The following is a 13,057-nucleotide window of genomic DNA, read 5'->3' on the forward strand; positions in this document are numbered from 1 at the left end:
GCGTTCTCTATCAGCGGCTTCCCCGATCAGGTCGGTTCAACCTGATCGGATCCGGCTCTATCGTTCCGCCTGGCTCAGACGGCCGCCTTCTTGATCGCGTCCAGCGTCTCGCTGCCGTATTTGGCGACGAATTCCTTCTCGACCTCGGCGGTGACGATCTTGGCGAAGGAGTCGCGGTCCGGCGTCTCGACCGCCTGCATGCCGGCCTTCTTGAGGGCGGCGAGGCTCGAGCCCTCGGTGTCCTCGTTCATCTGGCGCTGTATCCCGGCGATCTCGACCGCGATCGCCGGGAGCATCTGCTGGATATCGGCCGGCATCTCGCCGAACTTCGCCTTGTTCATCACCAGCGGCCCGGTGGTGAAGGCGTGGCGGGTCAGCGAAAGGTGCTTCTGCACCTCGTTGAACTTGGCGGTGAGGATCAGCGTCACCGGATTCTCCTGGCCGTCGACCGCGCCGGTCTCGAGTGCCGTGAAGAGCTCGGTGAAGGCCATCGGCGTCGGCACCGCGCCGAGCAGCTGGAATGCCTTGATATGCGCCGGGTTCGGCGTGGTGCGGATCTTCAGGCCCTTGATGTCGTCGGCCGTCGCCACCGGGCGGCGGTTGTTGGTCAGGTTGCGCCAGCCGATCTCCCAGGTGGCGAGGGCCTTCAGGTTCGAACCTTCGAGCTCGCGGCGCAGGCCGTCGCCGATCGGCCCGTCCATCACCACGGCGGCGTGCTTGCGGCTCTGGATCAGGAAGGGCAGGTCGAGCACGTTGAGCTTGGGCGCAAGCCCGGTGAAGAACGGGTTGCCGGTCAGGCAGATGTCGAGCGAGCCGCCGCGCACCGCGCCGATCGTCTGCGCGTCGGAGCCGAGCGCGCCGTTGGGGAACACCTGCACCTCGTAGCGGCCCTGGCTCTTGGCCTTGACCTGCTCGGCGAAGAGCAGGGCGGCCTTGTGCCAGCTATCGGCTTCCGGATGCGGATGGGCGAAGCGCAGCTTCGTCGCCTGCGCCAGCGCCGGCCGGCCGATGGCAAACAGCGCGATGCCGGCGCCGGCCCCGGCGAGGGCTGTCCTGCGAGTGATGGTCATCTTGGCTTCCTCCGTTTTGATCTTATTGTCTGGCAGGCGGTGGCGGGCGCCTTCAGCGCCCGTAGAACCATCGTGCCGGCACGGTGACGATCTCCGGCACGAGGATCAGCAGAACGAGGACGGCGACCTGCGCCAGCAGGAACGGCATTACCCCGCGCACGACCTTGTCCATCGGCACGCGGCCGACGGCGCAGACGACGTTGAGCACGACGCCGACCGGCGGCGTCAGCAGGCCGATGGCGTTGTTGATGATGAACATCACCCCGAAATAGACCGGGTCGATGCCGGCCTGCTTGACGATCGGCATCAGCACCGGCGTCAGGATCAGCACGGTCGGGATGAAGTCGAGCGCCGTGCCGACGATGATGACCAGGAACATCATCGCGAACATCAGCAGCGTCTTCGACTCGATCAGCGGGCCGAGGAACCCGGCGACCTGGGCCGGGATGTCGGCGATGGTGATCAGCCAGGCCGAGACCATCGCCGCCGCGACCAGGAACATCACCGCGGCCGAGGTCTTCAGCGCCGACAGCAGGGCCGGGCGCAGATGCTCGAAGTGCAGCTCGCGATAGATGAAGCCGCCGACGGCGGCCGCATAGACCGCCGCGACCACCGCCGCCTCCGTCGGGGTGAAGGCGCCCATCTTCATGCCGCCGATGATCAGGAAGGGCAGGCCGAGTGCCCACAGGCCGTCGAGCGCGGATTTCGCGATCTCGCGCAGGCCCGCGCGCTGGACCCGCGCCGCCGGCTCGTCGCGGGCGACGATGTACCAGGTGAGCACCAGCGCCAGTCCCATCAGCAGGCCCGGCACGATTCCGGCGAGGAAGAGCCGCGTGATCGAAACGCCGGCGGCGACGCCGAAGACGACGAAGCCGATCGAGGGCGGAATCACCGGAGCGATGATGCCGCCGGCCGAGATCAGCCCGGCGGCACGCGGCAGGTTGTAGCCGGCCTGGCGCATCATCGGCAGCAGGATGGCGGCGAGGGCGGCGGTGTCGGCGACGGCCGAGCCGGAGATGCTCGCCATCACCAGCGCGGCGAGGACGGCGACATAGCCGAGCCCGCCGCGGACATGGCCGACCAGGGTCACGGCGAGCGCGATGATCCGGCGCGAGAGGCCGCCGGCATTCATCAGCTCGCCGGCCAGCATGAAGAACGGCACCGCCATCAGCGGGAAGGAATCGGCGCCGCCGATCAGGTTCTGCGCCAGGATCTGCGCATCGAAGCTGTCGAGCTGCAGCATCAGCGCGACGCCGCAGACGAGCAGCGCCATGGCGATCGGCATGCCGAGCGACATGGCGCCGATCAGCGAGCCGAGGAAGACGAAGACGGTCATCGCCGTTTCTCCTCGGCCTGGCTGGCCTCGAAGGCGCTGAGTTCCTCGGATTCGGCACCGAAGACCAGCTCGGAATCGGGCATCCGGCCGCTCAGCTGGCGCGCCAGCGCGATCAGGTGGAGCGCACCGATGCCGAGGCCGCCGGCGAGTCCGGCGAAATAGGTCACTGCCAGCGGGACGCCGGTGATCGGGGCATGGTTGTCGAGATTGATCGACGCCTGCTGCCAGCAGCCGATGACCAGCAGCGCCATGCAAAACAGCGAGAGCATCTCGACGACGAGCCGGCACCACCAGCGGCCATTGCGGCCGAGCATGCTCACGACCGAGGTCATGCCGAGATGCTGGCCGTCCTTGGCGACCAGGAAGGCGCCGCCGAAGGTCAGCCAGACGAAGATCAGCCGCGACGCTTCCTCGGAGACGATGATTCCGGAATTGAAGCCGTAGCGCAGCACGACATTGCCGAAGACCATCGCGATCATCACCACGAAGCCGGCGATCAGCAGGTCTTCGGTGATCCGGAGCAGGACGGCGCGCAGCTTCATGATCCTGCTCCCGAATGCGCCTCGGGCGAGAGCCCGTACCAGCGTGCGGCATTGTCGTGGAACAGCGCCAGGCGTTCCGCCGGCGGCCGGCTGCGGGTCGCTGCCTTGAAGACGCTGAAGATCGTCTCGAAGGAGGCGCACAGCCCGTCGACCGGGAAGTTGCTGGCGAAGGCGCAGCGTTCGGCGCCGAAGGCGCCGATCACGCCCTCGATCACCGGGGCCTGCAGGGCGAGCGTCCATTCGCGGCCCGGTACGCCGATGCCGGAGATCTTGGCGACGACATTGGGCTGCTTGGCCAGGCGATCGAGCGCGCCGCGCCAGGCAAAGAGCCCTTCCGGGCCGCGATCCGAGGGCAGGCCGGCATGGTTCAGGATGATCATGGTGCCGGGAAAGTCGCGGGCGAGCTCGGCCGCCTCGTCGAGATGCCACCACGGCGTCTGCAGGTCGAAATGCAGGCCTGCCGGAGCGAGCCTGGCATAGCCGTCGCGCCATTTCGGATCGCGCATCGAGCCGGCGGCTGCAAAGCCGCCATGATGCGCCTCGCGGCTCGTCGCCGTCGGCTTGTGGCGGACGCTGCGCACGATCGCCATGTCGCGATAGGCGGCGGCGACCGCGGCGGCGTCGTCCCGATCCAGCCAGATCTGGGCGATGGCGGCGTCGGGCAAGCCGGATTCGCGAGCGACCGCTTCCGTCCAGCGCATCTCGCCGATCGGATCGCGCGGGTCCCACTCGCCCTCCATCAGCACGCTGCCGACGACGAGATGGCCGGCCGCCACGCGCCGATAATCGGCGGGAAGGAAGTCGCGCCGGATCGCCGCGTAGTCGCCATAGCGGAAGCTGGCGACGGGCTGGTCGCTCAGCCAGGGATGGTAGTTCCGGTGCAGGTCGAAGAAGTGGTGGTGCGGATCGATGATCGGCAGCTGCGCGTCGTCGTCGGTCGCGAGGAAACGGGCGCGTTGTTCCGGTGATGCGAGCAAGTGTTCAATCCCCGAGGGCGGGACCGGCACGGCCCCTGGCGGGGCGAGGCCGTTCGGGAGCCGGGACTGGGCACATGATCGCGGTCTCCCCGATGTTTCCCCGATGGGCCGTGTCGCGCAGGCGATCTGTCGGCAGATTGTGCTGTATGCTGCATACAGCACAGCCTGAAAAGCGTGTCAAACCGCTCCGAGCCCGAACAGCGCGTCCTGCTGGCGGCGCAGGCGCACCAGCGTCGTGGTCTCGTCCAGCGCGATGTCAGCACCGGTCAGTACCGCGCCGCGCGCCACCGCGCGGACGACCGGCCGGCCGGCGGTCAGGTAGTAGGGAACCGGTTCGTCGGGCCCGAGCGGCCGTGCCGGCTGCAGCGCCGGGTCGAGGCCTTCGATGACATGGCGATAGCCCATGGTCAGCGTCTCGCCGGGCTTGAGGTCGCGGTTCGCTCGTGCCACCAGGTCGACCCGCGGCAGCACCTCGGCCCCGCCGGTCGACTGGCCGAGCAGGGCGGCCGACAACGCCGACATCGGCGCCTCGGCGCCGAGCAGATGGACCGGGTTGTGCAGCAGCACATAGCGGCCGTCCGGCGAGCAGGGGATGCCCTTGCCGGCAAAGAGCTTGCCGGTCGCCAGATCGGGCGTCTCGGCGATGACGAAGACGCCACCCGCGAAGGAGAGTTCGTCCGGCCGGCGCAGGCAGTTGAACATGTCGACCTTGCCGCGGCCGGAGAGCAGCCCGCCCTCGGCCTTCGGCCTGAACAGGCTCGGCAACTCGGTCGTGCGCGCGATCGGCGCGTGCATCTCGGCGATGTCCGGCATCAGCCCGGTATGGTTGGCGACGATGCCCATCTCGCAGAGATCAGGCACCGTGGCGCGCGGGAAGGGCAGGTTGGCACGCGCCGCCAGCAGCGGCAGCGGGTCGCTGCCCAGGCGGCCAAAGGCGCCGGCGAAGTCCCTGGCCTCGGCCGCGGTCTCCCAGGCGGTGACCGTGCCGGCCTCCGGATCCCAGACGAAATCGGATTCGCTCGACTTTCCAGCCGCGACGATCGGCAGGCCGAGCATGCGGGCCCAGCCGATCAGGCCGATCAGCAGGCTCGGCTGGTCGCCGTCGACCGGGGTGTGGACGACGCCCTTCTCCCTGGCCAGATGCGCCAGGATCGGGCCGATGATGCACTCGGTCTCCTTGGTCACCATCACCAGATGGCGCCCGCTCTCGATCGCGGCCAGCGCGGTTGCCGCCGCGCCCTCGGGATCGCCCGTCGCCTCGATCACGACATCGACGGCCAAGCCGGCGAGATGCTCGGCATTGTCGATCAGCGCCACCAGCCCGCGCTCGAGCGCGGCGCGGGCCTCGGCGGCATTGCGGCAGGCGACGATCTCGCCTTCGCTGAAGCCGCCGGCGAGCGCGGCCTTGCGCGCCCGGCCGATGTCGAGGTCGCAGACCACGCGCGGCTCGATTTGCGGCGTGCGCCGGGCCTGGCCGATGAAGCTCGCCCCGAATTCGCCGGCGCCGACGAGCGCAGCGGAAACGACGCGGCCGGCGGCATTCGGCCGGAGCGCGAACAGGTTCTCGATGTTCAAGATCTCAGACTTTCAGTTCAGGCTGGGAAAAAGCGATTCTGGCTGGGTAAATGTCAGTGTCAGACCGGCAGGCCTTCGATGGCGTAGAAGCGGGCAGGGGCGCCATCGGCATTGGGGATCAGCAGCGGCGCCGCCGAGAACAGGTTGCGCGGCGCACTGAGGCGGCTGGTGTTGAAGACGTATTCGATCAGGGTGACGCCATGCGAAAGCAGGACGTGATGCGTCACATGCTCGGGCTTCGGCACTTCCTTGCCTTCGAGCAGCAGGCGGATCGGGTAGTCCTGCGGGAAGTCGAAGGCGACCGCGCTCGGCTTGCGCGCCGCCAGCCACTGCGCCGATTCGAGCGTCAGCCAGGGGGCCTCGGTCCAGAAGCGCTTGTCGTTATGGTCGCGGCGGTCGCTCCAATGGGCTGCCAGCAGCAGGATCTCGCCATCCTTGCCGCCGGGGTCGGCGGCCGCGAGGTGCTCGGGCTCGATCGGCGCATTGGCTGGCCGCGCGCTGAGGTCGAGCACGCGGCAGGCGCCGACCACCTGCGAAAGCGGCGTCGCCTCGATCGTCGGCGCGCCGGCGACGAAATGGGCGGCGGCGTCGACATGCGAGAAGCCGTGGCAGGGGCCAGCCAGCTTCGAGACGCGGAACTGGTCGCCGGCGGCGATATCGCCCTTGATCGAAAGCTCGACGGGCCAGCGGAAATGCGGCGCGATCGGCATGCTGAGGTCGACGATTTTCATGGCGGCATCCAATGGAGGTCGGCTCGGCTCGCAAGAAGGCCGGGCGGGGCCCTCGGTAGATGACCGGCATCTTGCATGCAAGAAAATTTGACCGTCAAGTGTGGCGGGAGGTGTAGAACCGGTCATGGCCAATTCGGACGACAACACGCCGCTCGCGGCGCTCCTCGCGCAGCTGCCGCTTCCCGAGCCGGGCAAGCGCAAGGGCCATCTGCATGGCAACGCCGTGGCGCGGATTCGCAACCTGATCGTCACGGGCGTGCTGGCGCCCGGCGCGAAGCTGAACGAGCGCGAGCTCTGCGACCAGCTCGCGATCTCGCGCACGCCGGTCCGGGAGGCGATCAAGACCCTGATCCAGGATGGTCTGCTGCGCGCCTTGCCCAATCATTCCGCGGTCGTCTCCGAGCTCGACCTCGACGAGATCGTCGCGCTGATCGAGGTGGTGACCGCGATCGAGGGCCTTGCCGGGGAACTCGCCGCCAGGAACATCACCGATGAGGCGGTGGCCGAGATCGGCATGCTGCATTACCGCATGCTGCTGCACCATGCCCGCGACGAGCTGCCCGGCTATTTCGAGGCCAACAAGGCCTTTCACCGCCGTATCGTCGAGCTCTCGCGCAATTCGATCCTGCTCTGGGTCTGGGAACTGCTCGCGCTCAGGGTCGACCGCGCCCGCTTCTCCTCCAATCTCTGGCCGACGCGTTGGCGCACCGCGATCCATGAGCATCAGCAGATCCTCGAGGCGCTGACCGCGCGCGATGCCGCCCGCGCCGGCCAGGCCCTGCGCGACCATGTCCGCAACGGGCTCGAAGGGCTGGTCGCCTCGCTCACGGCCAAGCGACAGGATCGGCAGGACCGGCCGGACGCCAAGGCAGGCGAGGGCGCCGTTCGCGGTTGACGGCCGGTTTTCTTGCATGCAAGATTTGGCGATGAGGTCGCAAAGACGGCCCTGTCCGGCCGTGGCGTTGCAAGTCGATGCGCCGGGCTGCTTCATCGGGGAAGGAAGAACGCCATGGTCGGGAAGATCACGTGGACGCGCCGTTCGGTGCTGGGCGCCGGCGCGGCGCTTTCGGTCGCGCTGCCTGCGATCAGGCCGGCGCGCGCCGCCGTCGAGTTGCGGCTGACCCACCCGGCCGACACCAGCCATCCGGTGCACATCGAGGCGGAGGCGATGGTCAAGCGCATCGCCGAGCGCACCAACGGCCAGGTCAAGATCGCGATCTTCCCGAACAACGCGCTCGGCTCGCCGGTCGAGGCGGCGCAGCAGACCAGGCTCGGCGCCATCGACATGATGATGCTGAACCCGGCCAACATCGAGGCGCTGTCGAAGACCATCGGCGTCATCAACATCCCCTACCAGTTCGACAGCTACGAGCATGCCCACAAGACGCTCGACGTCACCGGCCGCGACTGGATCGCCGAGCAGCTCAAGGCGGCCGGGTTCACCTGGATCGCCAATCTGGAATGGGGCTTCCGCGCGGTCACCAACAGCCGCCGGCCGATCAACCAGCCGGCCGATGTGCAGGGGCTGAAGATCCGTGTCCCGCCCGAACTGGCGATCAAGGCGGCCTTCGAGGCGCTCGGCGCCAACACCCAGACCATCGCCTTCCAGGAGGTCTATCTGGCGCTCGCCAACAATGTCGTCGACGGCCAGGACAATCCGGTCGGCACCACCTTCGCCGCCAAGTTCTACGAGGCGCAGAAGCACATCGCCCTGACCCGGCACATCTACGCCTCGATCATGTTCTGCGCCAATCCGCGCGTCTGGTCGGGCAAGCTCAACGAGGAGCAGCGCAAGATCGTCAGCGAGGAAGGCACCAAGGCCGGTGCCGCCGCGCGCAAGGGCGTGCGCGACAATGAGGAAAGCAATCTCGCCGCCATGGAGAAGGCCGGCGTCCAGGTCACGCGCCCCGACGTCGCGCCCTTCCGCGACAAGATGGGCCCCGCCTATGAGCAACTGCGCAAGGCGCTCGGCGAGGAGACCTGGAACAGTTGGAGCAAGCTCGTCGCCGCGGCGCGCACCGTCTGACGACGGAACCCGGCGCCGAACATGCTCATCACCGCTGTCCTGCTCGGCGTCTGCTTCGTCATCCTGATCGGCCTGCCCATCGCGGTGGCGCTCGGCCTCGTCGCGATCGTAACCATGGTCGCGACGGCCGGCCCCGACCTCCTCGTCATATTCGTGCAGCGCACCTATGCGGGCACGACCTCGTTTCCCTTGCTGGCGATCCCGTTCTTCGTGCTCGCCGGCAATCTGATGAATGTCGGCGGCACCACCGAGCGCATCTTCCAGGTGGCGCAGCTCTGCGTCGGCCGCATCCGCGGCGGCCTTGCCCATGTCAACGTCGTCGGCAGCGTGATCTTCGCCGGCATGTCGGGCTCGGCGGTGGCGGACGCCGCCGGCATGGGCGTGATCGAGCATCGCGCCATGACCAAGGCCGGCTATACCAGCCGCTTCGCCGCGACGATCACCGCCGTGTCCTCGACCATCGGGCCGATCATCCCGCCGAGCATTCCCTTCGTCATCTACGGCAGCCTCGCCAATGTTTCGGTCGGCGCGCTCTTCCTCGCCGGCATCGTCCCGGGGCTGCTGATGGCCTTGGCACTGATGGGCGTGATCGCCGCCGCAGCCAAGAACATGAACCTGCCGCGCGGCGAGGCGCTGCCGCCGCTGCGCGAGGCGGCGCGGACCGTGGCCAAGGCGGGGCCGGCGCTGCTGCTGCCGCCGACGATCCTGCTCGTCATCTTCACCGGCATCGCGACGCCGACCGAAGCCGCTGTGGTCGCTGCCGCCTATGCCTTCGTGCTCGGCCGCTATGTCTATCGCGAGCTCGGCTGGGCGGCGACGCTGGACGTACTCTGGGACACCGCGCGCCAGACCGCGCAGGTGATGTTCATCATCGCGCTCGCCGCGCCCTTCGGCTGGGTGCTGATCCAGCAGCAGATTCCCAACGCCATCCTCACTGCCTTCCTGAGCATGTCGTCCGAACCCTGGGTGATCCTGCTGATCGTCAATGTGGTGCTGCTGATCCTCGGCATGTTCATCGAGGGCATCGCCATCATGATCATCGCCTATCCGGTGCTGCTGCCGATCATCGTCAAGCTCGGCGTCGATCCGGTGCATTTCGGCGTGATCCTCGTCCTGAACATCATGATCGGCCTGGTCACGCCGCCGGTAGGCCTGTGCCTCTATGTCGTCGCCGGAATCGCCAAGATCTCAATCGCCGAGATCACCCGCGAGATCTGGCCCTATGTGCTGGCGCTGATCGGGGTGCTGATGCTGGTGACCTATGTGCCCGCCTTCTCGCTCTGGCTGCCGCACGCGCTCGGCTATGGGCTCTCGCGATGATGGCCGTTCTGCGCCTCGCCGACCGTATCGTCGCCGCCCTCTGCAAGGGTGGAGCGGTTGCCTGCCTGCTCGGGCTCTTCGTCCTGCTCGGCGGCGCCATCATGCTGCGGCTCGTGCCGCTCTTCACCATCCAGGGCTATGACGAGATCGTCGAACTCCTGTTCATCTGGCTGGTCATGCTGACCTCGTTGGCGCTCTGGCGCGAGGGCTCGCTCTATCGCGTCGTCCTGATCGAGGACCTGTTGCCGGCCGTGGCGCGCCGGGTGCTGGAGGTCGCGATCAACCTGGTGATGTTCGGCTTCGCCGTGACGCTCGCCGTCTACGGCCGCGAATTCATGGCGATGTCGGGCGAGACGACGCCGTTCCTGCGGCTCGACAAGCGCTGGTGGTATGCCGCGATCCCGGTCTGCGGCGCGCTGATGGCGCTCTACAGCCTGGCCTGGCTCTGGCGCGTGATCCGCCGTGGCGAGACCCTCGAAACGACCGCGACGCTGATCGGCTGAAGACGGCGCCCCAGGCAAGGACGACGATATGGCAAGGCTGGACATGGCAAGGCTGCAGGACAAGGTCGCGATCATCACCGGCGGCGCGGGCGGCATCGGCGCGGCGACTGCCGAGCTCTTCGCCCAGGAGGGCGCGAAGGTCGCGCTCGTCGATATCGACGCCGCGGCGCTGGCCGAAGTGGCGGCCGGCATCCGGACCCGCGTGCCGGGCGCCGGCATCGTCGAACTCGCCCGAGATGTCGGCGAGGAGGCTTCGGCGGCGGCGATCGTCGCCGAGACACTGGCTGCCTTCGGCCGCCTCGACGTGCTCGTCAACAATGCCGGCATCCGCTCCTACGAGCCGCTCGACGAGGCCAGGGCCGAGACCTGGCAGCTCCTGCTCGCAGTCAACCTGCTGAGCTATGCCTATCTCGCCCGCGAGGCGCTGCCGGCGCTTAGGCAGGCAGGGAAGGGCGCCATCGTCAACATCTCCTCGACCCATGCCTTCAATCCGCGCGGCGGCATGGGCCAGTACGACGTCGCCAAGGCCGGCATCATCTCGATGACCAAGACGCTGGCCTTCGAGGAGGCGGATCGTGGCGTGCGCGTCAACGCCGTCTGCCCGGGCCTGACGCTGACGCCCTTCCATGTCCGGCGCTTCGCGCCGCAGGGCAAGAGCGAGCAGGATCTGCGGACCGAGAAGGTCGACCACAATATCCAGCGGCGCTGGGCCGATCCGCGCGAGGTCGCCTTCCCGATCCTCTGGCTCGCCTCCGACGAGGCATCCTTCATGACCGCTTCGGTGGTCATGGCCGATGGCGGCACCCGCGTCTGAAGGCGCGGGTGCCGGCGGGCCGGCCTATTTGCCCTGCCAGTTCGGCGTGCGCTTGCCGAGGAAGGCTTCCATGCCCTCGCGGAAATCGGCGCTGGTGTAGCAGAGCGCGACCAGGTCATCGCCATCGACATCGGCGCTCGCCGCCTGGGTGAGCCGCCGCAGCGCCTCCTTGGTGGCACGCATCGTCAGCGGCGCATGTCCGCGGATGGTCTCGGCGAGTTCTTTTGCCCGCGCCATGAGCGCGGCGTGGTCGGCGACGAGTTCGTTGTAGAGGCCGACACGGTGACCTTCCTCGGCCTCGACCAGCCGGGCGGTGAAGATGATGTCCTTGACGCGGGCCGGGCCCAGCAGGCTGGCGAGCCGCGCGTAATTCGCCATCGACAGGCAGTTGCCGAGCGTGCGCGCCACCGGGAAACCGAAACGGGCGGTTGCGGTGGCGATCCTGAGGTCGCAGGCGCAGGCGATCGCCGCGCCGCCTCCGGTGACGGCGCCCGAGATCGCAGCGATAGTCGGCACTGGGCAGCTCTCGATCGCCGTGATTACCTTTTCGATGCGGTTCTCATAGGCGAGCGCATCATCGGCTGTCTTGAATTCGCGAAACTGGGCGATATCGGTTCCGGCGGCGAAGGCCTTCTCGCCGGCGCCGGTCATGACGATGACCTTGGGCGCGCCATGCGCTTCAGGATCGCCGCAGATCTCGGCCAGGCGCTCATACATGGCGAAGGTCAGGGCGTTGCGCGCCTGTGGCCGGTTCAGCGTGATCGTGCCGACGCCATCGCCGACCTCGTAGAGAATCTCGTCGTTCATCGGGAAACCTCTTCAGATGGCGCCTTCCGCGCGCAATTGCGCCACGGCCGCCTCGTCATAGCCGAGTTCGGCCAGGATTTCGGCATTGTGCTCGCCGGCATCCGGCGTCGGCGAAGCAATGCCGGCCGGCGTCCGCGACAGCGCGACCGGCTCGCCGATGACGCGGATGTCGCCGAGCACCGGATGGGTGACCGGCTGCGCGATGCCGAGATGCTGAACCTGCGGATCGTCGAACATGGCGTCGACCGCATAGATCGGCCCGGCCGGCACGGCGGCCGCCTCGAAGGCTACCAGCCAGTGCGCGCTGTCCTGCTTGGTGAGGATGTCCTCGATCAGGATGCGCAGCTCCGGCCGCGCCGCGTAGCGCTTCTCTACGCTGTCATAGCGGGGGTCATGCGCCAGCTCCGGCTGGCCGATCGCGCCGCAGAATGAGCGCCAATGGCCTTCGGCGCCGACGCCGATATTGATGTGGCCGTCGCGCGTGGCATAGACGCCCATCGGCGTCGCATAGGGGTGGTCGTTGCCGGCCTGGGGCGGCACCTTGCCCTCGACCAGGAAGCGTGCCGCCTGGAAATCCATCATCGCGATCTGCGCCTCGAGCAGCGAGGTCTGCACCCACTGGCCCTTGCCGGAGACGGCGCGCTCCTGCAGCGCCACCAGCGCGCCGATCGCTCCATACAAGCCGGCGGCGGAATCGGCGACGGCGATGCCGGCCCTGACCGGCCCCTGGCCCGGCAGGCCGGTGACCGACATCATCCCGCCCATGCCCTGGGCGATCTGGTCGAAGCCGGCCCGCAGGCGATAGGGCCCGCTCTGGCCGAAGCCGGAGACCGAAACCAGGATCAGGCGCGGATTCAGCGCATGCAGGGTCTCGAAATCGAGGCCGAGCCGGTCCTTCACATCGGGCCGGAAATTCTCGATCAGCAGGTCGGCGTCGGCGACCAGGCGCCGCAGCACCGCCTTGCCGGCCTCCTTTTTCAGGTTCAGCGTCAGCGAGCGCTTGTTGCGATGCAGGTTCTGCATGTCGTAGCCATGCCGTGGCCCGCTCATGTTCTCGTTGGGGTCGACCCCCGGCGGGCTTTCGATCTTGAGCACGTCGGCGCCGAAATCGGCGAAGATCCGGGCGCAGGTCGGGCCGGCTCGGACGCGGGAGAGATCGAGCACGCGCAGGCGTTCCAGCGCGGTGGAAGGTATCGGGCGAGGCATGGCGTTCCGCGGTATCGTCAGGGGCGGCGACTATCCCGTCATCGGTCGGGGGCGTCAACGCCAAAGCAATCTTGTATGCAAGAATTGCAGATCGCGTGTTCGCCGGCACTGGCGGGAGCGCGCAGGTTCCGCTTCGGCACGGGCGGGTGG

The 13,057-nt window shown here is 68.1% G+C and carries 13 protein-coding genes; 5 read left to right on the top strand and 8 right to left on the bottom strand.

From position 1 onward, the window contains the following. Positions 1 to 74 precede the first annotated feature (74 nt). From V6M56_RS16695 to V6M56_RS16720, 6 genes are all read right to left on the bottom strand, one after another. Positions 75 to 1,070 carry a TRAP transporter substrate-binding protein gene (locus tag V6M56_RS16695; protein ID WP_332685281.1) on the bottom strand — a complete coding sequence of 332 codons (996 nt, stop codon included), beginning with the start codon at positions 1,068 to 1,070 and terminating at the stop codon, positions 75 to 77. A 52-nt stretch (positions 1,071 to 1,122) separates the two neighbouring features. Beyond that, positions 1,123 to 2,406: a TRAP transporter large permease subunit gene (locus V6M56_RS16700; RefSeq protein WP_332685282.1), complete on the bottom strand. Its 1,284-nt coding sequence runs from the start codon at positions 2,404 to 2,406 to the stop codon at positions 1,123 to 1,125. Then, positions 2,403 to 2,948, bottom strand: a complete 546-nt coding sequence (locus V6M56_RS16705; RefSeq protein WP_332685283.1) for a TRAP transporter small permease — start codon at positions 2,946 to 2,948, stop codon at positions 2,403 to 2,405. The genes V6M56_RS16700 and V6M56_RS16705 overlap by 4 nt, the downstream gene beginning before the upstream one ends. Next, entirely contained in the window at positions 2,945 to 3,925 is a 981-nt protein-coding gene (locus tag V6M56_RS16710) for an amidohydrolase family protein (RefSeq protein WP_332685284.1), read from the bottom strand. Before V6M56_RS16710 ends, V6M56_RS16705 begins: the two co-directional genes overlap by 4 nt. A 177-nt stretch (positions 3,926 to 4,102) precedes the next feature. Further along, positions 4,103 to 5,500 (bottom strand): flagellar biosynthesis protein FlgA, encoded by a 1,398-nt coding sequence (locus V6M56_RS16715; protein ID WP_332685285.1) that lies wholly within the window; start codon positions 5,498 to 5,500, stop codon positions 4,103 to 4,105. Between the two features lie 59 nt (positions 5,501 to 5,559). Beyond that, positions 5,560 to 6,231, bottom strand: a complete 672-nt coding sequence (locus tag V6M56_RS16720; RefSeq protein WP_332685286.1) for a cyclase family protein — start codon at positions 6,229 to 6,231, stop codon at positions 5,560 to 5,562. Between the two features lie 124 nt (positions 6,232 to 6,355). Here V6M56_RS16720 and V6M56_RS16725 point away from each other — a divergent pair, with 124 nt between their 5' ends. The 5 genes from V6M56_RS16725 to V6M56_RS16745 all read left to right on the top strand — a co-directional run bounded on the left by V6M56_RS16725 (position 6,356) and on the right by V6M56_RS16745 (position 10,894). Further along, positions 6,356 to 7,126 (top strand): GntR family transcriptional regulator, encoded by a 771-nt coding sequence (locus V6M56_RS16725; RefSeq protein WP_332685287.1) that lies wholly within the window; start codon positions 6,356 to 6,358, stop codon positions 7,124 to 7,126. A gap of 114 nt (positions 7,127 to 7,240) precedes the next feature. Continuing rightward, positions 7,241 to 8,257, top strand: a complete 1,017-nt coding sequence (locus V6M56_RS16730) for a TRAP transporter substrate-binding protein (protein ID WP_332685288.1) — start codon at positions 7,241 to 7,243, stop codon at positions 8,255 to 8,257. A gap of 21 nt (positions 8,258 to 8,278) precedes the next feature. Further along, the gene (locus V6M56_RS16735) at positions 8,279 to 9,577 is read left to right on the top strand and encodes a TRAP transporter large permease (RefSeq protein WP_332685289.1); all 1,299 of its coding nucleotides are present in this window, start codon (positions 8,279 to 8,281) and stop codon (positions 9,575 to 9,577) included. Beyond that, on the top strand, positions 9,574 to 10,080 hold the full coding sequence (locus V6M56_RS16740) for a TRAP transporter small permease (protein ID WP_332685290.1): 507 nt from the start codon (positions 9,574 to 9,576) through the stop codon (positions 10,078 to 10,080). Before V6M56_RS16735 ends, V6M56_RS16740 begins: the two co-directional genes overlap by 4 nt. Before the next feature lie 28 nt (positions 10,081 to 10,108). Next, positions 10,109 to 10,894 carry an SDR family NAD(P)-dependent oxidoreductase gene (locus V6M56_RS16745; RefSeq protein WP_332685291.1) on the top strand — a complete coding sequence of 262 codons (786 nt, stop codon included), beginning with the start codon at positions 10,109 to 10,111 and terminating at the stop codon, positions 10,892 to 10,894. A gap of 24 nt (positions 10,895 to 10,918) precedes the next feature. Here the strand turns inward: V6M56_RS16745 and V6M56_RS16750 are convergent, their stop codons facing one another. Then, positions 10,919 to 11,701 carry an enoyl-CoA hydratase/isomerase family protein gene (locus V6M56_RS16750; RefSeq protein ID WP_332685292.1) on the bottom strand — a complete coding sequence of 261 codons (783 nt, stop codon included), beginning with the start codon at positions 11,699 to 11,701 and terminating at the stop codon, positions 10,919 to 10,921. A 12-nt stretch (positions 11,702 to 11,713) separates the two neighbouring features. Further along, positions 11,714 to 12,907: a CaiB/BaiF CoA transferase family protein gene (locus V6M56_RS16755; protein ID WP_332685293.1), complete on the bottom strand. Its 1,194-nt coding sequence runs from the start codon at positions 12,905 to 12,907 to the stop codon at positions 11,714 to 11,716. Between the last annotated feature and the right edge of the window lie 150 nt (positions 12,908 to 13,057).

Origin of the sequence: Allobosea sp. (genome assembly GCF_036675845.1) — a bacterium.
In the GTDB taxonomy this organism is placed as follows: domain Bacteria; phylum Pseudomonadota; class Alphaproteobacteria; order Rhizobiales; family Beijerinckiaceae; genus Allobosea.